The following is a 23380-nucleotide window of genomic DNA, read 5'->3' as shown; positions in this document are numbered from 1 at the left end:
AGAATGAGATGGGGTTTAGAGCGTATTGCTTTGAACATAGATTACAAATTGAAAGGGGAAAATACATTGAAGACTAAGAGAAAGATGCTTCTCGGAACGTTGTCTACCTTGCTATTGTCGACTGTGGTGGCGGGTTGTAGTGGCAACAATTCAAGCGCTCCAGCTGCAACTGCTGAACCAGTGAAAGAAGGAGGAACAGCGGTTAACACAGCAACTGAAGCTCCAGCGGCTGATTTGTATGAGTTAGGGAAAGAACCGCTTGAAGTATCATTCTACGGAAACTACGGCTGGTATCAAATGCCGAAATGGGGCAAAGATGCTGCTTCTAAATGGATTTTAGATAATTTGAAAATCAATGTCACTGGAATTAGCTCTGGTGGTAATAATGCTCAGAAGCTGCAAACGATGATTGTTGGTAATGAGCTGCCGGATATTGTATGGACTGAGAAAGGTGCTGACGTAGAGCGTCTTCGTCAAGCGGATATGCTAGTTCCTTTGGATGAATACATTGATAAATATCCAAACTTTAAAAAGTACTTAACAGCTGGACATTTGGAATTGCTTCGTTCTCCTGATGGTAAAATCTATCAGCTGCCGAATTATTATACAACACAGCCAAACGGTAATGCCGGTTATGCGATCAATAAGAAAATTTACAAAGAACTCGGTTCTCCTAAGCTAGAGACTACGGATGATTTGTATGCTTACTTAAATGCTGTTAAAGCGAAGTTCCCAGATGTTATTCCGTTTGAGACTGGCTTAGCGAAAGATGGTAACGGTATTGACCAGTTGTTCTCCTCTTTTAAAGAGAATAACCTTTCGTATACTAGAATATATGCTGTACCTGATGGCGACAAAATGGCTTCCATTTACAAAGATGAAGGGTTCCGTGAGTCCGTTGTCTTTGGTGCTAAATTAATGCGTGAGAAGCTTATGACACAGGATGCGAATACCCAAACAGAAGACCAAATTAGAGAGAAAGCGATGAATGGCAAGTTCGCTGTGATTGCGACATTCGATCCGATGAAGTTGCTGGCTACTGCTGATGAAGAGATGAAGAAGAAAAATCCGGAAGATGGTTATATGTTTATTAAACCAATCTACAAACCGGGCTTGGATCAAAGTAAAATCACACCGGGAACGTACAATCAGTTAGGATGGAACGTTGCTACAATCACTAAAAACGCTAAAAATCCAGAAGCTGTATTCGCAATGCTTGATTGGATGACAGGTGCAGAAGGTTCTATGGTTCTGAACTGGGGCCCTCCAGGACCAGACGCTTACTGGGATGGATTTGAAGCAGATGGACTTACTCCTAAATTTAATAAAGATAAATATCTAAATGAGCCAGAAGCATTGTCTGAAATCAGCGGTAAGGCTGGTGACTTGGTTTGGGTAGGAAACACGGTTTTCTTGGATAATACCAAGAAAATGATGTTGCAAACCCTTCCAGCTGATAAGATCGACTTTAGTAACCGTTGGCAGATGGAAGTAACGTGGGCTTCACAAGGCGACTTTACGGAGTTCCTAAACTGGGATCCGGCTCCAGACAGTGAAGAAGGTATTATCAGACAAAGCGTTAGAGATATCTGGCTAACTGCTAGAGCGAAATCAATGTATGCGAAGACCGATGCAGAAGCATTAGCCATTCTTGACAAAGCACATGATGATTCCATGAAGGTTGGTTATGAGAAATTCCTTGATTATGTTACAAAAGTATGGACAGAAAACAAGAAAGCTTTAGGAAAATAATAATTAGTAATACGAAGGTTTGCTACTAGGCAAGCCTTCGTTTTTACGTTGTATTCTGATGATTCATTGTTTATAGGCTGTTAGACAAATTTATGAATGGTATACTGGGAAAGAGTAATGGTAGAATTTACAGGGACAGATTTATGCATTTCAAAGGGGGACTTGTTGATGTACAACGTATTATTAGTAGACGATGAGATGCTGGATCTAGAAGGTATGAGACAATTTATTCCTTGGAATGAGCTTGGTATGGAAGTTGTGGAGGCAGCAAATAACGCGTTTACCGCGTGCGATATTTTAGATCAGCATGTTATTGATATTATCGTAAGCGATGTGAATATGCCGAATATGTCGGGCCTTGAGCTGGCTCGAATTGCCATAGAGAAAAAAAAGGATATACGCGTGATATTTGTAAGCGGTTACCAAGATTTTAGCTATGTTAAGCAAGCACTGTCACTAAAGGCGTATAGCTACGTCCTTAAGCCAATGGATGATAGTGAACTCATTGCTGCACTTCAGAAAGTAAGGCAGGATTTAGACGATGAACGTAAACGCCGTGATGTTGAAGAAGCCTATCAGCATATGATTCCAATGGCCAAAAATGATTTGTTGATACGCTTATTCGAAGGGGAATGGGAAGGGGAAGAGGGTAGCCAGGCCGGAATGTTATCGCTTGTGAAGTCATACGGTCTGGATAAGCTGAATTGGCCTGTTCGTGTAGCTGTCTTGGAGCTTGACTACTTCAACTGGCTTCAAGGACAGGATAATCTATCTAAACATCAAATGGCCAAGGACTTCCTTTATGAAGTGAATAGAATAGGTCAGAAGCACGGAATGCCACATTGCTACAAGGTATCGTCCTATCGGATTGCATTATTGATTAACGAGCAGGAAATGGAAAAGTTCACTGAGGATATTTACGCCTCGATTCGTGCGAAGTTTCCAGTCACAATGACTGTAGGTGTAGGCAAACCAACATTTTCTATGGAACAGATTCATATCTCCTATCGACAAGCTATGGAAGCTGTGGACGGAAAAATGTTTATTGGCAAAGGCAATCTTATAATGTATGAGACCGTTAGCAGTGAACCAGGGATGATCGATGCTCGTATGTTAGATACCCGTATGGATACGTTGTTTAAAGCGGTGAAAGAGTATGAGTTAGTACTTATTTATGATGAGATCGACAAGTTATTCCGCTCTGTAAGTAGTTTAAGATCCAAATTCACTATTCATAATCTGGCAATGTATATCATTTGGAAGCTGGATCAGCAGTTAAAGGATGTTAGTGAGGATTTATTTGAAATTTTAGGTATGGAAATACATAGTTTAGATATTTTACACCAATTCGATACGATCAGTGATATTCGTTCGTGGCTCGTACTCAAAACGTTTGAGATCTCCGAGTACCTGCGTAGTAAATCAGATTCAGTGAACCATAAATTGATTAGAGAAATCATCCAAACGATGCAGGACAGAATGAGCGATAACTTTACGCTTAAAGATATTGCGCAGCAGTTCTCTTTCTCCCCTAACTATTTGGGCTATCTATTCAAAGAAGAAACAGGGAAAACGTTCAGTGAAGTACTTACACAGCTTCGAATGGATCAAGCAGGCAAGCTTTTAAAAGATCCGACCTGCAAAATCTATGAAATCGCTAGCAAGGTAGGCTATCGGTATCTCCCTTATTTCAGCAGACAGTTCAAAGAGGCTTATGGTATGACACCTATGGAGTATCGTAAGCGCGACAAGTGATGGGGGATGATGTTCTATGAAAATACGAAGAAGACATAAGTATGTGCCGATTGGGTATAAGTTAATGCTGACGTATATGTTTTTTATTATTATCCCTATATCCTTGATAGGGTTCGTCTCTCATTCCATGTATAATGATTCATTACGCGAACATATCAATACGAATATTAAAGGAACGTTATTGCAGATTCGTGACAATATTGATTATAAAATGGACGAAGTTACTCGAATATCAACGCAATTATACAGTGATTTTGATTTTTATCGGAATCTTCGGAGTTATGAGGAAGGCTGGGAAAATTACGATCGGATGTCTAAGAAGGTGCTACCGAAGCTTGACGTAGCTATTCAATCTACAGGTGTGAAGATAGGGATGTCGCTATTCTTAAAAAATGAATCGATCCCTGAGATCTATTCGAATTCACTTGAGGGCTATTTGGACAATAGTAGCTTTTATCATCTCTACCACATGAAACGGATTGAAGGTAAGTCCTGGTATTATGATTTTCCAACTGAAAAATACGCTGAAACTATGAAATGGTGGCAGATCGAGAGCGATGTAGAGAATAATCGTATCTCGTTGCTCCGTAGACTAATTGATACATACGAGCCTCTTAAGCCTAAAGAGATAGGATTCCTGCGGATTAATGTAAGGATTCCAGATCTATTTGACAGTGTCAATTATACGAAGATAGGAAAAGGAAGTAATTTAATTATAAAGAACGAATTTGGAAGAACGATGTATCAATCGGGTGAACTACCGGAGAACTATACTAATGAAGCCGAACTAAATAAGGATTACCTGACGATTAAAGAAACGATTATGGTTGCTAACCAAGCATGGCAATTAATCGCGCTTGTTCCGATTGCAATCCTTGAAAAGGATGCAATGAAGGTACGTTTGTTTATTATTTTAATGTGTCTCATATGCTGTGTGGTTTTTAGCTTTGTAGGCATATTTATATCCCGTTATTTTTCGATTCGGATTAATAAGTTCGTATATGTGCTTAATGCCTATCGGGAAGGCGATCTTCACAAACGTATAAAATATCGAGGGAAGGATGAATTCTCTCAGATAGCAACCGCGCTGAATGATATGGGTGAAAATATTGATATGTTGATTAAAGAGGTATATCTGACTCAGCTCCAGAAGAAGGAAGCGGAGCTTGAAATCCTACAATCGCAAATCAACCCACATTTCCTGTACAATACTTTGTCGTCTATTATTCAATTAGCGAAGTTTGGTCAAAATGAGAAGCTGCAGAAGATGGTACTGGAATTAGCGAAGTTTTATCGTTTAACGCTTAATGAAGGCCGTACGATGATTCCGGTTCCAACTGAAATTGAGCAAGCAAACGCCTATTTAGAAATCCAGAAAATTAAATATGGTGATCGCTTGGAGGTTATGTTTGATTTTGATACAGAGATCTGGCCTTATGAAACCATTAAACTGATTCTACAACCCTTTATAGAGAACGTGCTGAAGCATGCTTGGTGCGGCGATCACATTCATTTACGGATTGTAGGACGTAAGGAAGGCGATAATATTCTCTTCCGTATCATTGACGATGGTATAGGCATCAGACAAGAGCGTATTGATCAAATTTTTGATTCTAAGGGACATACAAATACAGGTTATGGCGTCCGTAATGTGGATCAACGGATTAAACTGCAATATGGACCTGAGTATGGCGTAAGTATTTTTAGTCGTGTGGGAATTGGAACATCGGTTCAGATCCTGATTCCTGCCAAAAAAAGAAAGTAAGCGGTATTGCAGTGATGATATAAAGAAGGGGTCATTAAGCTAGTTATCGCTAGCTTAATGACCCCTTTGATTATTCAAGTGAAAGTTAGAAACCTTTGTATTGAGGTTCTTCTGACTCTAATTCAGTTACCCGATTTTCAACCTGTGTAACGATTTGTTGTGTTTGCTCAGCTGCATTTGTGAATAAAGTTTTTGCACTTTCGTTTTGTGTTTCAAGTGCAAATTGCTCCAAGCTCGCTTGAGCGCCTTTTAAAGAAGATAAACATGTTTTAACTTGTGAGGCTACTGTCATTAGGTTTCTCTCCTCTGTTTTAAGTTTCTAGCATGACGTTTCCTATTGTCCTCAACCGTTACTTTAGTTATGCAGGAAAAAAATACAAGCTTTACACGTTAACCGATTTCCATAAATAAGTAGCCTAATTGAGGATTGAATGGACCTTTTTTGACAAATAATGAGTGTTACTAAACAAGTGTTGATTTAAAAAAGGAGGAAAATTGTGATGCCGGAGTGGTTGGAGGTTGTAGTACGAACACTCTTTGCTGTGGTTGTGCTTTTCTTTTTAACTAAATTACTGGGGAAGAGACAAGTATCGCAGCTTTCGTTCTTCGAGTATATTACGGGGATAACCGTCGGCAGCTTAGCCGCCTATATTTCTTTGGATACGGATAAGTATTGGCATTTAGGACTCATTGCACTGATTGTATGGGTCGCTTGTTCTTTAGGAATTGAATGGCTTCAGATGAAGAGTAAAAAAGCAAGAGACTTCATTGACTTTAAGTCTACCGTTCTTATAAAGGACGGGAAAATACTCGAAGATCATATGAAAAAGGAACGTTTAACAACAGATGAATTATTGGAAGAGCTACGTAAAAAGGATGTATTCAATATATCTGAAGTGGAATTTGCGATTATGGAGTCTGATGGAGCGATTAATATTCTGCTTAAGAAGGAGTATCTCCCTCTATCGGCAAAAGACCTGGGTGTGAAGGTTGCCCCACAGAAAGAGTCACAAGCCGTCATTATGGATGGGAAAGTATTAGATAAACCGTTAGATACCTTAAATCTGACTCGCAGCTGGCTTGATGGAGCGCTAGAGAAAATGGGGCTAACCGTCGAGAATGTATTTCTCGCTCAAGTTGATTCTTACGGTGAGCTAACGGTCGATTTGTATGCCGACAACTTTAAAGTTCCACAGCCACAAGACAAACCACAATTATATGCTTTGCTCAAAAAATGTGAAGCTGATCTGGAAATGTTCAGTTTGTCGACAGAAAATGAAAAAGCTAAAAAAATGTATGAACAATGCTCAGAGCAATTGCAAGCATCTTTGAAAGTGCTAAAGCCTTTAATCCAAAGTTGATGTGCTAACAAACCTCATACCTAAAAGCAAGAAAGAACCGGTTTTTCGCATCGGTTCTTTTTTTCGTATACAGCTAAATGGAGTATGAAGTATAAACCTCGTAAACAATTGGCAAACTAAGCCAGATTCGCAAGTCACAACCCAGGAGGTATACAGCCTATGTCAGGAATTTTAGAAACCATTAAAGATCAACTGGAGGGATGCAGTGATGCGGTGTATCAATCCATTTCTGTTCATGGGCATACCTGTCTTTTGATCTATATACCTTCCATCATCGATTCTAAGACACTTCATGAAAGTATTGCTTTGCCACTAAAAACAGAAGCAGAAGCAAAGCTGGAATGGCCGAATTTTTTAGAACGGTTAGATCAAGGAATTGTTTTTCCTATCCAATATCTCAAGGCATTTGATTTACAGAAGATTGTAGATATGATCGTTGCTGGAAAAGTAGTACTTTGTATAGAGGATCTTCCTTATGTTTATTATTTTGAAATTACCCAATATCAAAAAAGATCAGTGACGGAATCACAAAACGAACTTGTAGTGATTGGTCCCCAAGAGGCTTTCATTGAAGATATTGAAACGAATCTCTCTTTGATTCGACATAAAATTAAACATCCGGATCTAAAGACAATTCATTATACGATTGGTAAATATACAAAAACTGATGTGTATGTTGTATATATTGAAGGGCTTTACAAAAAAGAAGTTCTTGCTGAGATTAAACAGAAACTTGATGAAATAGATATTGACGGGATACTAGGTATTAGTTATATATCGGAAGAGTTGAGGAAGGGGAACTTTACGCCATTTCCGTTATTTCAATATACAGAACGTCCTGATTCGGTGGCAGCTTCTTTAATGGAAGGCCGAATCGGAATCTTACAAGATGGCACACCTACTGCAATGCTCGCTCCGACATCTTTTTTCACCATGCTGCAATCCTCTGAGGATTATTACCAGAGCTTTTATGCAGCAAGCTGGATTCGTATTGTTAGATTTCTGTTCTCAATCATATCCATGATTCTTCCATCACTTTATGTAGCGATTACAACCTTTCATCCTCAAATCATTCCACCAAACCTGTTAATTACAATTGCTTCTGCGAGAGAGAACATTCCTTTCTCAGCGCTTACCGAGGCTTTAATTATGGAGCTTACCTTTGAAGCACTTAGAGAAGCCGGGACTAGAATTCCGAAACCTGTAGGACAGACGGTTTCAATTATTGGGGGTATCGTTATTGGTCAGGCTGCGGTCCAAGCAGGAATTGTATCTGCTCCAATGGTTATTGTTGTTTCTATTACTGGAATTGCCACCTACATCATTCCTCATTATGAGCTAGGTCTGACTTTCCGGCTACTTCGTTTCCCGTTACTGGTTATGGGTGGAACAATGGGGCTGCTCGGGGTATATATTACAGCTTTTTTGATTTACGGACATTTAGCAAACTTAAGACCGTTAGGTGCTCCATATTTGCAACCCGTTGCCCCACTTGTGTTACAGGACTGGAAGGATACATTAGCGCGCTTCCCCTCGAACTTTATGAAGAAGCGCAGCAATCTTTATACAGATAGGAATAAAAGGAGACAGAAAGAGAAATGAGAATCCTGAAGATAGGAGTTATTGTAATCCTGCTCCTAAATATAACAGGTTGCTGGTCGACGAAGGTAGAGCTGGATGAACTAACATTTGTATACGGAATATTTATCGATAAAGGCAAAGAACCAGGGACTGTTGAAATTACGATTAATTCACCCTTGCCCAATCGTCTTAACGCAGCTGGACAACCTTCAATTGGCGGTGGAGGAGACGGTAATACTTATTCTACAATTTCTAAGACCGCAGAAACGATTCCAGAAGCCATGCTGTTAATTCAAAAAGACTTAACACGTCAACTTAGTCTTTCTCAATTAAAAGTAATTGTCTTAGGAAAAACCTATGCTGAACAAGGAATCAGCGAACTACTACTATGGATTAAAAGAGAGCCAAGTCTTCCTCTGGGCGCTTATGTTCTGGCTAGCCCCGGTAGTGCAAAAGAGATGAATACATTAACACCTATTTACGAGCAATTGCCTTCGGATGTACTAAAGAACTTTGGATCAGAGAGATATTTATTTTCAACGACGATTAAGGATTGCATGTTTGCAGAGGCATCAGGAGTTGGATTTGCTATCAACAATCTTTCATTTGGTAAAAAGGAAGAAACATCGAAAGAAGGAAAACCGGAGTACTGGGCAGGAATTCAAGGGGCAATGCTGTTTCAAAAAGATAAGATGAAAGGAATACTTAAGCTTAAAGAGGGAAGGGCATTAGCTTGGGCGTTAGGCAGTCTTAAGTTGGCAGTTTATTCCGTCGATTGGGATAAGGGACAAAGTGCCGCAAGTGTTATATTTGTAAGCACAACATCATCAAAGAAGTTAAAGCAAACGGTTAAAGGACCTGTGTTCACAGTGAATTTAAAGGGGAAAGCTAGTGTTATTTATTTAAGGGATCCTAAGAATAGAGATGAAGAAGAACTCAGCCAAATTATCATTGCGAAGCTTAAAGAGAAAGTTTCTGATAATCTTACCGAAGCCATTCGTAATACCCAAAAAGCAGGTGCCGATGTTCTGCAACTCGGATTGTTACTGGAATGGAACGATCCAAAGCTATGGAAGCAGATTCGAGAGCGGTGGGAGAATTATTATGCCCATGAAGCTGATATTAAGGTAAAGACAGATTTTCATATTGTAGATTATGGAACAGCAAAATAAAAACATTTAGAGGGAGAAGTTATGCGAACATCGAAATGGCAGCTTTTCCGTTTTTTTATTATTTTTTTCAACTCCCAAACCACTATTTTTTTGATTCCGAATCTAATTGCCACTTCATCCTATCAAGGCTGGATTGCATTATTAGTGGGATCTTTATTAGGGTTGATATTATTATGGTTTACTTTCCACGTCGGTATGTTGCGGCCTAATCAAGCATGGGCAAGCTTTGGAAAAGATATCATAGGTAAATGGCCACACAAGTTCATGCTTCTTTTGCTCTTATGCTGGTGTGTTTATTATGCATCCACTGATATTGAGAACTTTGTGCTATTCTTTGGTTCTAATTATCTGAGAGGAACTCCACCTCTGTTTATTCAGTGTGTAATTGGGTTAGTGATTATGTATACGGCTAGTTTAGGCTTTACAACGATGGCGTATATGGCGGATGGACTTTTTATTATTTTTTTTATTACAATGATCATTTTATTTAATTTATTTCTCCCGAATGCGGACTTCAATATGCTACCCGCCTTCATTCATTATCATGATCCCGGAATTGCGCTGAAGGACTCTATTGTAGCCATGTCATGGTTTGGAGAATGGATTGTTCTCTTGTTTGTGGTGCCCGATCTGAAACTTGAAGCAAAGATGTTGAAGAGATTGGTGTTCACTGGAATTTTTCTCATGGTAACTGTCTTCATTGGTTGGTCACTGACGATGATGAGTTTTGGACCCCATTTGGGTCAGGAACTGCAATATCCTTTCCTTGAATTGGTACGCAGCTCCAAACAAGAAAATTTACTAGGCAATTCGGATCCGCTCATAATTGGATTATGGTCGTCTTCTATGTTCATTCACAGCTCATTCCTTATCTACATAGCCTCTAGATGTGTATCCAGCTTGTTTAATACAAAAGCTAGAAAAATGTATATTCCTTTCTTAACATTAGCTTCAATCACGATAGCTTTTTTGTATTCACGACACATAGGCAGTTATTATAAACACTATAATAGCTATGCTATTGCCGTTATTTGGCTAATCGTTGAAAGCATCCCGATCTATTATGCCATCACGGCTTTCTTTCGATATCGGAATAAAACTGCGAAGTAAATGTAACCATGAGGGGAAATTTAGGTTCTGCCTTTTTAATAGGCAGGGCCTTTTCTTGTGAATTATATATTGGATACACTTTCTGTTATGATGAAAGGACTTATTACAATAATTTCCTCGGATTGGGTGGTGTATTTACATGAATCTTCAAGAAGTTACTGAACTCATCAAATCTATTAGAACCAATCTAGCTAAAGTCATCGTTGGAAAAGAGGATGGAGTAGACCTGCTATTAACCGCATTACTTGCCAATGGTCATGTTCTACTGGAGGATGTTCCGGGTACAGGTAAAACCTTGTTAGCCAAAGTCCTTGCAAAGTCTTTAGATTGTACATTTAAGCGTATTCAATTTACACCAGACTTGCTGCCTTCTGATTTAAGCGGGATTAATTTTTATAATCAAAAGTCAGGTGAATTTCAGTTTAGACCCGGTCCAGTATTTGCGAATATTTTGTTGGCTGATGAAATTAACCGTGCAACACCAAGAACACAATCCAGTCTGCTGGAATGTATGGAGGAACGGCAAATCACGATCGATGGCGTGACTCATGGCCTAGAAGCACCTTTTCTCGTTATTGCTACTCAGAATCCGATTGATAACCAAGGCACTTTTCCGTTGCCCGAAGCTCAATTAGATAGATTTCTGATGCGAATTACTACGGGTTATCCTTCATTTGACGAAGGGATTCATATTTTGCAGCGTTTCCGTGAGAATAATCCTCTTGAAGAGACTTTTGCTGTGGCTGCCGCTCAAGATATTCAAGCTGCGCAGCGTTTGGCCGCTTCCGTGAGTATTAGTGATGATTTGCTAGCGTATATCGTCCGGATTACGGAAGCTACTCGCAAATCTACGGCAGTAAAACTAGGGGCGAGTCCACGTGCAAGTGGAGCATTGCTCAGATCATCTCAAGGATATGCTCTAATCCAAGGTAGATCTTACGTTACACCAGATGATATTAAAGCCGTAGCTGTTCCGGTGCTTGCACATCGTCTGCTTCTTCATCGTGGATTAGGTTCAAAAGAGGGACAGGCCGCGGAAATTGTGTTACAAGTGCTTCGTGAGGTAGAGGTGCCGACTGAACTCGTTGCGTCCTTAAGAGGCGGAAAGGTGGAATGAGCTATGGCTTTGCCTTGGTTCATTTTCATTACAGTAGCTCTCCTGTTCTTTCTTGCCGTTATCTATGAACGGAATGGTCTGAAAGCGCTTAGTTATACTCGGTATTTTTCAACTAAGGTCGCTTATGAAGGGGATCAACTTGAGATGATCGAGGAGATCGTTAACGCGAAACTTCTGCCATTACCATGGCTTCGACTGGAATCTAGTATTGCAAGAGGCTTGGAATTTGGAAGTCAAGATAATCTTGGCATTAGCACGGGTGAAATCTACCAGAATCATATCAGCTTGTTCTTTCTTAAATCTTACCGTCATATTAAACGGCGTCATCAAGTAACTTGCGAACGGCGTGGGATATACCGTTTGGAGTCAGTCACCATGACCACTGGAGATCCCTTTGGATTGATCCGGAAAAATAAAACGTATCCTCTCCAATTAGAGTTATTAGTCTATCCTAATTTGCTGAATCTAGACGATCTTCCGCTACCAATACATAGCTGGCTGGGTGAACTTCCAGTGAAAAGGTGGATCGTAGAAGATCCTTTCCTGACTGCAGGTATTCGCGAGTATAGCTCAGGAGATTCTATGGGACTTATAAACTGGAAGGCTACAGCGCGCACAGGGACTATGCAGGTACATAAGAAAGACTACACTGCGGATTCCAGGCTCGTCATTTGTTTGAATATAGAGGACAGTGATTCCATGTGGAGAGCCGTAACAGATGTGGAACGTATCGAGCAAGGGATAAGATATGCTGCCACTATCGCCGAATACGCCATGCGCCATGGAATTGAGACGGGATTTATCTGTAACGGCAGATTGGATAACGGGGGCGAAAGAGATCCTGTTGAAGCAGAGCCTATGGCTGAGTTGGAAGACTTGCTAGAGCTGTTAGCTAAGCTGAAGCTAGACAGAACGCTTCCTATGAGTCGATTGCTAGCTCTGCAGGCCGAGAGTGGAATAAGTGATAAAGACTTTCTGATCATTAGCTGTCATAGAGGAGCAGAATTACAAGAGGCTGCTGACCTCCTATTGGTGTTGGGCAATGGTATAGAATGGCTGGATATTCCGGAACAGGGAGGAGAGAGCGCATGAAACTTCCGTTATCTGGTTACGTATGGAATACGGTCAAACTCTGGATATACTCTATCCTGGAACTATTATTAGTTTTACCTGTATGGATTCTGTTTCAGGTTTATGTACTGCCCAAGCAAGTTGAACCTATGTGGCTGACTGCCATACCACTAATATCATTAGTAGGTATTCTGTTACGAAAACAGTGTAGTGTTAGATGGAAGCAACTGCTGGCTGCTCTAATCCTTGGGACGGTGGTTGGGGCTTTGTCAGCAGGAAGTCTGTCTATCGAGAGTCTGCCTTTAGGTGTCGTAGGTTTTATATGCTCTTTTCTCGGAATGACTGCTGACTCTCGAGATCAGTCCAGTAAGAAGTATTGGATAGGTATTGTAATCTATTTTGTTGCGACCATTGTTTTTGGGAGAATTCCCGATTTGGAGGAAAGTGTTACACTACTGACCTGGTGCGGTAGTTTGTGTCTATTGCTCACATTATTTATTTCTAATAGTAGCTTTTTACAATATAGTTCGCTTTCTCAAGAGGGCAAAGCTTTGCCAAAAGGATTACAAAGGAATAACCGTATTTATGTCATTGGAATAGGAATTGTTGCGGCCGTGTTAGCGGCAGGAGTCGGAAAAGCTATAGGGACACTGCTATGGAATATGGTACGCTCGTTCTTCGGATGGATTAGTAATTTATTCTCTGGGTCAAGTGAGCCGCTACCTCCGCCAGTAGAACAGCCTCAAGTGAGTCCGGAACTACCTTTTGTTGGAGATGAAAAGCCTGGTCTACTAGCTGCTATATTAGATGTTGCTTTATATGTTGCTGGAGCTGTGTTATTGGGCGTTGCAGCTTATTATGGACTTCGGTGGTTGTATAGAAATGCTGGTGGGAAATTAAAGAGAGCCATGGATGCCTTGCTATCCATGCTGCGCAGGGAACATACTCCAAAGGACAATACAACTTATCTTGATGAGGAAAAAAGTGTATTTACATGGGAACAAACGCTTCAAGGTCTAAAGGATTTCTGGAGTACTCGCCTTACGCCAAGACATCGAAAAGACCGCTGGGAGCAGATGAATAGTGAAACGGAGCGTGTTCGTTGGTTATATCGGCGTTGGCTTCATTTGAAGCACGATCATGGTTATGAAGTTAAGAGTTATCTTACGCCGAAGGAAACAGAAGACGATATTATAAAATGGACTGCTCTTAACAAGGTTAAACATAAGGGCGAAGAACATACGGTTCATACGTCGAATTCATTGATTGAATTATATGAAAAAGTTAGATATGGAGAAGAAAAACCTACTGCTAATGATGTGGCTGCATTGAAAGATAAATTGAAATTATAGAATAGAATATTCTTCAAATTCATGCAAATAGGAACAAATAGGTTACAAACGCTTCAAAAGTGTTACAACATGGATACAATTGGTTTTGTACTTACCACTATAATAATTCTAGCAAAATACTCGTGGAGGGAAGTAAATGAGAAAGCATAGCAGTACATATGTTGTTTTACTATTAAGTACCTTTGTCATCAGTCAACTGACTGGCCATACCGCTTCAGCGGCACCAGCTAATGCTGTTCGTACCAATCCAGCTGTAGCTGCGGCGACAGTAACACCCCCTAGTAATCTGGGTTCCATTTCTTTAGGAGCAAATATCAAAGCTACATTAGAAGATGTCAATATTTGGTCACAACCTGGTGGAAATATTTTAACCTATACCCTGAATTATTCGAATGGGAGCAGTAAAAACGCAAACCTTATGTATTATTTTTCGAGAGTGACGACGCCAGGGGGTTCGGTTATTCCAGGTAACCCACTGAGCGCTGACGCGACTAAGAAGAAGATTGGTGCTAAAGAAAGCTTGCGGGTTACATATTACGTCAACATAGGCAAGACCAATTCGTTAAAAGGGATTAAGATTCCCATGTATGTATGGGATTCCAAAACCAAAGGTTATTTAAAGCATGCAGGAAGTTTTACTGTACCAGCTAATTATTCCCCAACTGCTGTAAATGGAAAAAATGTTAGCACCACAATGAATGACATTCCTGTCATCGCTAAAAGTGAGTCCTTAGAGCTCTATAAATATAATGGGAAAGTTTATGCCAAGGTGGGTATAAGCCTGACCAATAAGGGCAGTAAGGTACTCAGTGATCCGGGTTATGCGGCTTATTTACTCTCTGCAGGTGGCAGTTCGTATGAATTAGCACTTGATCGTTCTCAGATTAGTTACAAGATTCAGCCGCAGGAGAAGAAGACTATCTATTATCTTGCCGAGATTCCTCCTTATATGAAGACGGATAATATGAAGCTGCAATTTACGCAAAAAGATGAAGCACTGAAGCTTGAGATCGCTAAATCCTCGTACAAGCTACCGGCAGCTACAACCCCTAATTTGGTGGTAGGTAAAGGTGTGACCAAGAAAATCACCATTAATAATAATCCGATAGAAACTCAGTTAAACAACGCAAACGTATACGCTGAGAATAATAAAGGGATTTGGACCTTCCAGCTTCGAGTGAAAAATGTAGGGAAGACGGCCGTTACGTTGCCAACGTATGAGCTTGCCGTCAAATCTTCAACAGGGACAACCTTTCCGATCAATGCGAAGGGATTGAGCGGCTTAACCATAAAACCTTTGGAAGAAAAAATCATTCCACTTACCGCACAAATTCCGCTTGAGGTTGAGCAGAGTTCGCTGCAATTGCAAATGATAGAGGCTGTTTCAGCTCCAGCTAATCCAGATACGAGCAGTACAGGCGAGGGAACAGGATCTGAAGGGAATAATGTAAGTACGGGCAATACAGCCAAGCTGACAGTACCTGTTGCTTACTACACAATTTCCTATACATTACGACCTGAGATTCAAAAAGGCGTGGAGTATAGTGCATCCAATGAATATGGTTCTTTCACTTATAACTTGCTGTCTTTACAGCGCTTTCCTTGGAAAGATGATGACATCGTTGTTGCTAGAATAAATATTAAGAATTCGCAATCGGTGGCATTAACACTTCCAGAATTAAAAGGATCTGTGCAAGTAGACAATGACGATGTGTCTTCTTCTACAGAACTGTTTATGGACAAGGAAACCTCGACGATTGCGCCAGGAAAAAATGCGGAAATCTATGTATTTGCCAAAATCCCTTACACGCAAGAGTTCGATAAATTAAAAGTGAACCTCTTTACAACGGTAAAAGAAGAGAAGAGCTCGTTCCTGTCGCTTAGCACGAACAGTACGATGAATGCTGTAGCGACTATTGAACGTGGGGGAAGTTATACAATCACCGGTAAAGGCAAGAACGCTAGTGTCCAAGAGAACAAAACAATTATTTATGAAGGTCTCAATTCTAATATCGTATATACAGAGCTACTGCTTAGCAGTGAGGAAAAAAGACAAAGCAAAATGGCTCGCCTTCAGGGTTACTTTAAAACGGCAGATGGCCAGCTATTCGAAGCTACAGTGAATCAGCCAGATACTTCAGCTACACCTGGTGGTAAGCAATTAATAACGTACTGGGCAAAATTGCCTAAATCCGTTATTCCATCAGACGTAAGCATGTATCTAGGTCCAGGAATTACTGGGAATAAGCTGTCTGAACCTGGTCAGGAACCAACGGGATTCATTAACATTGCTTCATTGAGTCTAAATCCAGTTTCTACTCCACCGGAGAATAACTTGACGAAGGTTGCGCTATATCCATACACGATGTCTGTCCTAAGTTCGGAAGGGCGATCACTGAAAGGAAGTAACACTATAGACATCGTTATGAATTACAACCTGCTTCGTGACAGTACCTACGATATGGGAACCTTCACCCATAAACTAGTACTCAAAATGACAGATCCGTATGGCTTATCACAGGAACGAAGCTTGAACATCGGTACCGAACTTCTTGAAGGGAATAACAACTCGTATACTGCGACCTTTACGAATAATATGTACAAGAATTTGGAGGGTGGTTCGTACAGAATCACACTGTATGATGAGTTCCAAGGAGAACGGATCGAGCTGGCCAGCCAGGCATATAGCATAAAGATTGATAGAACAGTAACTGAGAAGTAGGAATTCATATCTATTAATGTACGAGAAGGAGCAGCTCCAATGTTGCGAGTGGAAAATGTAACGCATTCTTTTAAGAATGGTAATGAAACGACGGCAGTCCTTCATCAAATAGATTTTTCTGTGAAAAAGGGGGAGATGGTTGCATTACTGGGGAGCTCGGGTTCCGGTAAGTCAACCATGCTCAACCTGATGGCTGGTCTGATGAAGCCTACGGAAGGCCACATTTACATTGCTGACCAAGATATTGTGAAGATGAGCGAAAACAAGCTATCTGAATTTCGTAGGAAGCATATCGGGTTTATCTTTCAAGCTTATGAACTGATTACTAGCTTGACTGTCCGTGAAAATGTTGAGTTGCCGCTTGTGTTCCAATCCGTTTCACCATCAATACGTAAGCAAAAAGCTCTGGCCTTGCTGGAAGGGGTCGGCATTCCGGATAAAGCCGACCTGTTCCCTTCACAGTTGTCTGGCGGACAGCAGCAGCGGGTCAGTATTGCACGTTCCTTGATCACAGAACCGTCCGTTATTTTCGCAGATGAACCGACCGGAAATCTGGACTCGAAGACAGAAGAGGAAATTATCAATATCCTGCTTAACCTGAACAAGAAGATGAAGACCACCTTCATCGTTGTAACACACGAGCTCAAAGTAGCAGAACAAATGCAACGGATTTTCACGCTTCAGGACGGATATATGATTACTGAGAAACAAACTTCTTCGGATACAGAACTCGAAGGGGGTAAACTCATTGAGGATTAGTGATATTTCACGTTTGGCTTGGGAGCAAGTCAAACGACGGAAAGTTGTCACAGGTCTTTGTATGGCAGGTATATCGATTGGCTGTGCTGCTATTATTGTTGCTTTAAGTATAGGAGATTCCGCGCAAAGCTATACGGAGCGGGAAATTAACCGGAATTTCAAAATGGATGAAATTACGGTGACTCCGAACAGCGGCATCCCTTCACAAGGGGGCGGAGAAGGAAAAGAAGCCTCTGCCTCTGATGCAAAGCTCGACCCCGGCAGGCTAACGGGCCAGAAGCTGAAAATTGTTCAAGGCCTGCGGCATGTTACCGCAGCAGCACCTTTTCAAGAGCTTGGCTACATACAAATGACTACTATCGATAATAAAATTACGGACGTACAGTTAATCGGAACGGATCTTCGACTACTAACGAAATATGACCATAAATTTAAGCAGGGTGGTCCTTCTGATTCGGTTGGTATGGCAGTACTAAACTATGGAGCAACTGTAGGATTGATTGATGTCGAGACTCGGCAACGTCTTTTTGAACAACTGAGTACAGATCCTTATAATAATAAAATAATGGAACAGTACAACAGTTTAAGCATGCTTCCGTCGGATATGTTCAAACAACAGGTTCAATTACAATCATATGACCCTGCTTCTCAAACTGGACAGTCTCTAATCAGCTCACCCATTCAAATTGTTGGGATATTGGATAGTACTGGGAACCCTGATATGGCGATGTACGACAAGAAGATTTATGTTTCGCTAGAGACTGGGGAGCGTCTGGTTGAACAACTGAAACTAATGAATGGAACTGCTGGGCAAAAGGATGTTTACAACTCAGCCATTGTAAAAGTTGACAGTACGGACAACATCGTACAAGTGGAGAAGCTTATCCAGAAACTTACACTAAATACTAGTACGAATTTGTATCAAAAAGAGGCGATGGCTTCTACATTCAGTATGTTCAAGAAAGCAGCGCTTGGTATTGGTATATTTATTCTAATTATTGCTTCGATCTCGATCATCGTTGCGATGACCATGTCCACCCATCAGCGTCGTCGCCAGATCGGTATTATGAAGGTGCTAGGCGCCAATATGGGGCAAATCCGAAATATGTTCATTACAGAGGCGGCATTGCTCGGGATGCTTGGTGGGTTGCTCGGTATAGGCTTTTCATACTTGATTGTGTTTGGCATAAATAAGCTGATTGGTTCCACAGGAGGAATGGGGATGGGTGAGCCCTTAGTAATCACTATTCCTCTGATGACCCTTCCAATAGGGATCGCATTTGCGGTAATGACAGGCGTACTATCGGGAATTTATCCAGCGATAAGCGCGTCCAGAACGAATGCGCTCACGGCGATAAAACGGGATTAGCTATTTTTAAGTTGAAAGGAAGCAGAAGTGATGAAGAGGAGAATCAAGTGGATTGTATTAGTATTGATTATTATTGCAGCGGGTTATTTTGTATACAACAAGATGTATAAACCCGAGGCACAGCTAGAACCTGTTGAACCACCACAGGCGATAACTTTTGAAGTGACACAGGAAACCATCACCAACTCTGTTCAGGTCAAAGGGAATTCACATTATGAGCAGGAAACGCTTGTATATGCACCATATGCTTCAAAGGTAACCAAGTGGAAGGTTGAGAATGGTGGGCAAGTTAAGAAGGGGGATTTGCTGTTTACCCTCGATCAGGAAGCCTTAAAGAATGAAATTGCTACACAAGAGGCGACCATTCGAAAGGCGCAGCTAGAAGCGGAACTAAATGAATTTGTTAGTCAGCAGGACGAGGAGAATGCAGCCCTTGGTGCAACAGAAGCCGAACGTATAAAAGCACTTACAGCCCAAGAATCAGCAAGAATAGGGGATGAGCTTAACCAAGTAAATGCTGAAATACAGGCTCGTGAATTAAAAGAAAAGAAGGCTAAGCTAAATACAGCCCTCTACCATGCTCCTGCAACAGGTGTTTTTCTATTTGACAGTGCGAGTGAAATTCCGCAAACGGTAACAGATAATCAATACATCGGCAAAATTGTAGATATGAACAAGCTTGAATTCATAGCTCTTGTAGGTGAACAAGATGTCTTCCGTATTAAGACGGGAATGAAGGTCGATGTTAAAATGACAGCTTTAAAAGATTTAAAGCTGTCTGGAGAAGTGACTAAGGTATCTAAATTTGCTAAGACTGCTTCGGGTCAAAATACTACTGCTACTTCGGTTCCACAATTTGAAGTGGTAATCTCACTGCAACCTAACGAGCGCTTAATTGGTGGATTAAGCTTGAGCGGAGAAATCGAGACGGTTCGCAAGGAAAATGCCATCGTTGTATCCAGCATCGCAGTAATGCATGAAGGAGATCTCTCCTACGTGATGGTGGATAAAGGCAATGGGGAATATGAACGAAGAGATATCAAAGTGGGCATGGAGACGGCTGACAAAACAGAGGCCGTCTCAGGGTTAAAGGTTGGAGATGTTGTTGTGCTTCAATAGATTGAAATAGACCTAAGCCTATTTCTCAATCGTGAGTCGCCAAGATTTAATATCTTTATTTAGCTCGGTAAGGTCAGGAACCGGAATTGGCTCGTCGGATAGATTATATTTAGCTTTCAATGCTAAAATCCGATAGACGCTCTCATCAATCCGTGATTCCTGTATCTTACCTTTTTTTACATGGTCCAGAAGCGATTCTAATACCCGTTTCTCATTATCATAGCCGTGAGCGATAAGTAAGATATCACTGCCTGCATTTATAGTATCAACTGCCGCTGTGGTAAGGTCATAATTCTTCATGATAGCACCCATAGTTAGGTCATCTGTGATTACGAGTCCTTGATATTTCATGTCACCGCGAAGTAGCTCACCAATGATTTTGCTTGATAAAGATGCGGGTTTATCAGGATCAAGTTTCGGAAACAAAATATGAGCGACCATAACGGCATCGGTTCCTTCTTTTATTGCAGCTTGAAACGGGAGCCATTCTAATTTAGCGAGTTCTTCAGCTCTCTTATTCACAATCGGCAGCTCAAGGTGGGAGTCGACGGAAGTATCTCCGTGACCAGGGAAATGTTTGACAACAGGAACAACACCTTCGCTCTCTATACCTTTCATTTCGGCAATCCCTAGCGTACTGACTAGTTCAGCGGAGCTACCGAAGGAACGATCTCCAATTACAGGATTATCTGGATTGCTATTGATATCAAGGACGGGAGCGAAGTTCATATTAAATCCTGCTGACAATACTTCTCTAGCGAGCAGCTTGCCCATCATTTCGGTAGCGTTAGCATCCTTACGGGTACCGACCTTTCCATTAGAAGGGAAGGAAGCATACTCCTTAGGCATCCGGCTGACTTTTCCGCCCTCCTGATCGATACTCATAAATAAAGGGGCAGGGTTGCCGCTGTTGCTCTCTTTCATGGAATTAACAAGGCTGACCATACTCTTCAGATCTTGAATATTGTTCTTATAAAGGATGATTCCACCGACTTTGTCTTCGGCAATCATCCTTTTTGCTTGATCATCCAGAACGGTTCCGTCGATGCCAACAAGGAGCATTTGTCCGATTTTTTCTTCAAGGCTCATACTGGAAACCTGAACAGCAATTGGATCACTCTCTGAGGAGGGAGCTGCTGTGGAACTGGTAACAGGTGAAGATGTGGATTCGGCAGTCGGTGGATTTGTAGCGGCAGCTTGGGAGCTGTTACTGCTATTGGAGCAGCTAGTTAACAGAAGCATAGATACCATAGCAGAAGCCATTAAAAAGCTAGCAGAGGATGTAGGTTTAAGGATGTTGCGTGTAAAACTGGTCATTAGAATAGTCGTCCCTTCGTTGCTTATTTAGATGTCAGAAGGATGAATCCTTGCTGACTTAGATACACGGTGATAAGATGAACTTAAATCTTTACATATTAAAATTGAATTATGAGGTGACGGTCAAATGAAAGATGGATTAGTAAACGCACTTAATGAACAGATGAATTTCGAGTTTTATTCCGCTCATGTTTATCTAGCTATGGCAGCCTATTGTTCCGGTGAAAGTCTCGATGGATTCGCAAACTTTTTCTTAATTCAAGCAGAAGAAGAACGATTCCATGCCATGAAAATCTATAAGTTCCTTAATGATCGCGATAATCGGGCGACACTTGAAGCTCTACCAGAGCCAAAGAACGAATACTCTTCGATGCTGGATGCTTTTGAACATGCATTCGCGCATGAGCAACAAAACACGAAACGCTTCTATCATTTAGCTGACTTGGCGCTGGATGAGCGTGAACATGCAACGATCTATTTCTTGAAATGGTTTATTGACGAGCAAGTAGAAGAGGAAGCGCTCTTTAGCAACATCATTAGTAAACTGAAACGAATTGATAAAGATAGCAACGCCTTCTACATGCTGGATGCTGAATTTGCTGCACGTACTTTTACAGCTCCTGCTGAGTAAGTAAAGTTACTTAAGATCCGAAGCCTGAGAAATCAGGCTTTTTTTATTTAATTGAGGAAGGCAGTTTAATAGCCAGCAGCTTATTATCTGTTCGGATGATCAGCATGCCTCCAGTTTTAAGAGAAGGGGCAAAGTTACGAGATCCTGTCTTCACGGTAAAAATAGGCTTCAACGTCAACATGTCATAAGCGTGAAATAGGCCATCTGATTGTCCGCTATAAACCACATTTCCAAAAAGATCCGTCTGAACTACAGGATTCTCACCATTATTGAGGACTACTGCCTGACCATTTCCAAGTTTTAGTGCGGATAACGTACCTGTATCATAATTGGAATATAACATTCTTTGCTGATGGACTTGGTTTAGAGGATAATCTTTCTCTTTTGCCATAGAAGTCCAGGATTGAACTGGCTTACCTTCCGCTGAGTAATTCCAAAAATCATATTTCACAAGCTTTTTGCCCTGAAAAATATAGAAGTCATTTCCATCCAAGAATGCGGTCCCATTTACACCACCAAATGTGAATGCTCCATCTTTATTCTCGGTATCTGTCCATTTATATAAACGTTCTCCTTTAAGTTCACCCGTTTTTACGTTGAATACAGAAATTTTAACATTACGATTCACAGCGTCATCATCCATCATTAACGTATTGGTAATGGAGTAGAGGAGGCCGTCCTTTACTGCTAGTGGCCACCATTGACGGGTATGGTCCCATAGTTTTTTTCCTGTCAGACTGTCATAAGCAGCAAGTGCGCCAGTTGTTAATGCTCCCTGTGAGAGATAACTTCGAATAACAACCCCATCCGTTTCCATAAGTTCCGATAAGCCTGTAAAGTTATTGCTCTCCTCCGTAGCCTTCCATTTGATCTTCCCGCTGACCGCATCGACAGCAGCCAGTTGACTATCTTGTGTTACATAGATGGTGGAGCCTAACCGTTGTATACTGGTGGCTTTAGGTAGTGATAATGAAGCTGACCACGCTTTTTTACCTGCTTCATTAACGGCATACAGAGAGCCACTCTTAGTCAAACCATAGATAAATCCATTACTGTACGTGAACAACGGGGCTAATGCACTTCCGAATTCCCACATTTTTTTACCTGTTGTAGCATTCAATGCGACTAGTTTTTCATTCCGCTGCAAGGCAAAGACTTTCCCATTCTCGGCAAGGGCTGTAACGTTCTGCCCAGTGATTCTATCTTCTTTTAAGATGGCAAGCGGTGATGACCATACAGGTACAAGAATAGGTGCTTTGACTTCATTGTAATAGGGATTGCTTGTACTTATAACTGCTTGTTCCGCGGAAATGTCGGATAACGATCCGTTGTAAGCTATTGGGGATGCAATGCATGTAACAGCTAAAACTTTAATCATTGTCTTGTGTAAAGACTGAATCATCGTTTCACGCTCCTCAAAAATAGTG

Annotated in this window: 19 protein-coding genes; 16 read left to right on the top strand and 3 right to left on the bottom strand. The window is 41.1% G+C overall.

Annotated features, from left to right (window positions below):
* Positions 1–66: 66 nt before the first annotated feature.
* The 3 genes from MKX35_RS20750 (at position 67) to MKX35_RS20740 (ending at position 5272) form a co-directional block, all read left to right on the top strand.
* A complete protein-coding gene (locus tag MKX35_RS20750) occupies positions 67–1752 on the top strand; it encodes an extracellular solute-binding protein (RefSeq protein ID WP_143759369.1) in 1686 nt (561 codons plus the stop codon).
* Between the two features lie 168 nt (positions 1753–1920).
* Positions 1921–3507, top strand: coding sequence for a response regulator transcription factor (locus MKX35_RS20745; protein ID WP_076298928.1), 1587 nt, complete (start codon positions 1921–1923; stop codon positions 3505–3507).
* 16 nt (positions 3508–3523) lie between these two features.
* The gene (locus tag MKX35_RS20740; RefSeq protein ID WP_076286367.1) at positions 3524–5272 is read left to right on the top strand and encodes a sensor histidine kinase; all 1749 of its coding nucleotides are present in this window, start codon (positions 3524–3526) and stop codon (positions 5270–5272) included.
* An 85-nt stretch (positions 5273–5357) separates the two neighbouring features.
* On the opposite strand, the gene MKX35_RS20735 is transcribed toward MKX35_RS20740, so the two are convergent.
* Complete coding sequence (locus MKX35_RS20735) at positions 5358–5564, bottom strand: DUF1657 domain-containing protein (RefSeq protein WP_036678243.1); 207 nt, start codon at positions 5562–5564, stop codon at positions 5358–5360.
* Positions 5565–5772: 208 nt separating this feature from the next.
* Between MKX35_RS20735 and MKX35_RS20730 the strand changes: the two genes are divergently transcribed.
* The 11 genes from MKX35_RS20730 to MKX35_RS20680 all read left to right on the top strand — a co-directional run bounded on the left by MKX35_RS20730 (position 5773) and on the right by MKX35_RS20680 (position 20005).
* The gene (locus MKX35_RS20730; protein WP_076298929.1) at positions 5773–6633 is read left to right on the top strand and encodes a DUF421 domain-containing protein; all 861 of its coding nucleotides are present in this window, start codon (positions 5773–5775) and stop codon (positions 6631–6633) included.
* Between the two features lie 159 nt (positions 6634–6792).
* Positions 6793–8235, top strand: coding sequence for a spore germination protein (locus MKX35_RS20725; protein WP_076286365.1), 1443 nt, complete (start codon positions 6793–6795; stop codon positions 8233–8235).
* Complete coding sequence (locus MKX35_RS20720; protein WP_076286364.1) at positions 8232–9386, top strand: Ger(x)C family spore germination protein; 1155 nt, start codon at positions 8232–8234, stop codon at positions 9384–9386. Before MKX35_RS20725 ends, MKX35_RS20720 begins: the two co-directional genes overlap by 4 nt.
* A 21-nt stretch (positions 9387–9407) precedes the next feature.
* Complete coding sequence (locus MKX35_RS20715) at positions 9408–10496, top strand: GerAB/ArcD/ProY family transporter (protein ID WP_076298930.1); 1089 nt, start codon at positions 9408–9410, stop codon at positions 10494–10496.
* Positions 10497–10635: 139 nt separating this feature from the next.
* Entirely contained in the window at positions 10636–11613 is a 978-nt protein-coding gene (locus MKX35_RS20710; RefSeq protein WP_076298931.1) for an AAA family ATPase, read from the top strand.
* Between the two features lie 3 nt (positions 11614–11616).
* Entirely contained in the window at positions 11617–12705 is a 1089-nt protein-coding gene (locus MKX35_RS20705; RefSeq protein WP_076298932.1) for a DUF58 domain-containing protein, read from the top strand.
* The gene (locus MKX35_RS20700; protein ID WP_076298933.1) at positions 12702–14036 is read left to right on the top strand and encodes a hypothetical protein; all 1335 of its coding nucleotides are present in this window, start codon (positions 12702–12704) and stop codon (positions 14034–14036) included. Before MKX35_RS20705 ends, MKX35_RS20700 begins: the two co-directional genes overlap by 4 nt.
* A gap of 136 nt (positions 14037–14172) precedes the next feature.
* Positions 14173–16758: a hypothetical protein gene (locus tag MKX35_RS20695; RefSeq protein ID WP_076298934.1), complete on the top strand. Its 2586-nt coding sequence runs from the start codon at positions 14173–14175 to the stop codon at positions 16756–16758.
* 39 nt (positions 16759–16797) lie between these two features.
* Positions 16798–17517 carry an ABC transporter ATP-binding protein gene (locus tag MKX35_RS20690; protein WP_042187870.1) on the top strand — a complete coding sequence of 240 codons (720 nt, stop codon included), beginning with the start codon at positions 16798–16800 and terminating at the stop codon, positions 17515–17517.
* The gene (locus MKX35_RS20685; protein ID WP_076286359.1) at positions 17507–18886 is read left to right on the top strand and encodes an ABC transporter permease; all 1380 of its coding nucleotides are present in this window, start codon (positions 17507–17509) and stop codon (positions 18884–18886) included. Before MKX35_RS20690 ends, MKX35_RS20685 begins: the two co-directional genes overlap by 11 nt.
* A gap of 30 nt (positions 18887–18916) precedes the next feature.
* Positions 18917–20005, top strand: coding sequence for an efflux RND transporter periplasmic adaptor subunit (locus MKX35_RS20680; RefSeq protein WP_076298935.1), 1089 nt, complete (start codon positions 18917–18919; stop codon positions 20003–20005).
* An 18-nt stretch (positions 20006–20023) separates the two neighbouring features.
* Here the strand turns inward: MKX35_RS20680 and nagZ are convergent, their stop codons facing one another.
* Positions 20024–21094 carry a beta-N-acetylhexosaminidase gene (gene nagZ, locus MKX35_RS20675; protein WP_256716257.1) on the bottom strand — a complete coding sequence of 357 codons (1071 nt, stop codon included), beginning with the start codon at positions 21092–21094 and terminating at the stop codon, positions 20024–20026.
* Between the two features lie 49 nt (positions 21095–21143).
* On the opposite strand from nagZ, the gene MKX35_RS20670 reads away from it, so the two are divergent.
* Both MKX35_RS20670 and MKX35_RS20665 read left to right on the top strand, forming a co-directional pair.
* The gene (locus MKX35_RS20670) at positions 21144–21353 is read left to right on the top strand and encodes a hypothetical protein (protein WP_256716258.1); all 210 of its coding nucleotides are present in this window, start codon (positions 21144–21146) and stop codon (positions 21351–21353) included.
* Positions 21354–21449: 96 nt separating this feature from the next.
* Positions 21450–21953, top strand: a complete 504-nt coding sequence (locus tag MKX35_RS20665) for a ferritin (RefSeq protein ID WP_042127399.1) — start codon at positions 21450–21452, stop codon at positions 21951–21953.
* A 43-nt stretch (positions 21954–21996) separates the two neighbouring features.
* Here MKX35_RS20665 and MKX35_RS20660 read toward each other — a convergent pair whose 3' ends face one another.
* Positions 21997–23355 carry an outer membrane protein assembly factor BamB family protein gene (locus tag MKX35_RS20660; RefSeq protein ID WP_076298937.1) on the bottom strand — a complete coding sequence of 453 codons (1359 nt, stop codon included), beginning with the start codon at positions 23353–23355 and terminating at the stop codon, positions 21997–21999.
* Positions 23356–23380 lie beyond the last annotated feature (25 nt).

Origin of the sequence: Paenibacillus sp. FSL R5-0923, from assembly GCF_038009145.1 — a bacterium.
GTDB lineage: Bacteria > Bacillota > Bacilli > Paenibacillales > Paenibacillaceae > Paenibacillus_AQ.
The sequence above is the reverse complement of the archived record's forward strand: the minus strand, read 5'-3'. Positions and strand labels throughout refer to the sequence as shown.

Coding starts and splice junctions, on each gene's coding strand:
- MKX35_RS20745 (WP_076298928.1), top strand. CDS start 1,921: ATGTACAACGTATTATTAGTAGACGATGAGATGCTGGATCTAGAAGGT.
- MKX35_RS20740 (WP_076286367.1), top strand. CDS start 3,524: ATGAAAATACGAAGAAGACATAAGTATGTGCCGATTGGGTATAAGTTA.
- MKX35_RS20735 (WP_036678243.1), bottom strand. CDS start 5,564: ATGACAGTAGCCTCACAAGTTAAAACATGTTTATCTTCTTTAAAAGGC.
- MKX35_RS20730 (WP_076298929.1), top strand. CDS start 5,773: ATGCCGGAGTGGTTGGAGGTTGTAGTACGAACACTCTTTGCTGTGGTT.
- MKX35_RS20725 (WP_076286365.1), top strand. CDS start 6,793: ATGTCAGGAATTTTAGAAACCATTAAAGATCAACTGGAGGGATGCAGT.
- MKX35_RS20720 (WP_076286364.1), top strand. CDS start 8,232: ATGAGAATCCTGAAGATAGGAGTTATTGTAATCCTGCTCCTAAATATA.
- MKX35_RS20715 (WP_076298930.1), top strand. CDS start 9,408: ATGCGAACATCGAAATGGCAGCTTTTCCGTTTTTTTATTATTTTTTTC.
- MKX35_RS20710 (WP_076298931.1), top strand. CDS start 10,636: ATGAATCTTCAAGAAGTTACTGAACTCATCAAATCTATTAGAACCAAT.
- MKX35_RS20705 (WP_076298932.1), top strand. CDS start 11,617: ATGGCTTTGCCTTGGTTCATTTTCATTACAGTAGCTCTCCTGTTCTTT.
- MKX35_RS20700 (WP_076298933.1), top strand. CDS start 12,702: ATGAAACTTCCGTTATCTGGTTACGTATGGAATACGGTCAAACTCTGG.
- MKX35_RS20695 (WP_076298934.1), top strand. CDS start 14,173: ATGAGAAAGCATAGCAGTACATATGTTGTTTTACTATTAAGTACCTTT.
- MKX35_RS20690 (WP_042187870.1), top strand. CDS start 16,798: ATGTTGCGAGTGGAAAATGTAACGCATTCTTTTAAGAATGGTAATGAA.
- MKX35_RS20680 (WP_076298935.1), top strand. CDS start 18,917: ATGAAGAGGAGAATCAAGTGGATTGTATTAGTATTGATTATTATTGCA.
- nagZ (WP_256716257.1), bottom strand. CDS start 21,094: ATGAGCCTTGAAGAAAAAATCGGACAAATGCTCCTTGTTGGCATCGAC.
- MKX35_RS20665 (WP_042127399.1), top strand. CDS start 21,450: ATGAAAGATGGATTAGTAAACGCACTTAATGAACAGATGAATTTCGAG.
- MKX35_RS20660 (WP_076298937.1), bottom strand. CDS start 23,355: ATGATTCAGTCTTTACACAAGACAATGATTAAAGTTTTAGCTGTTACA.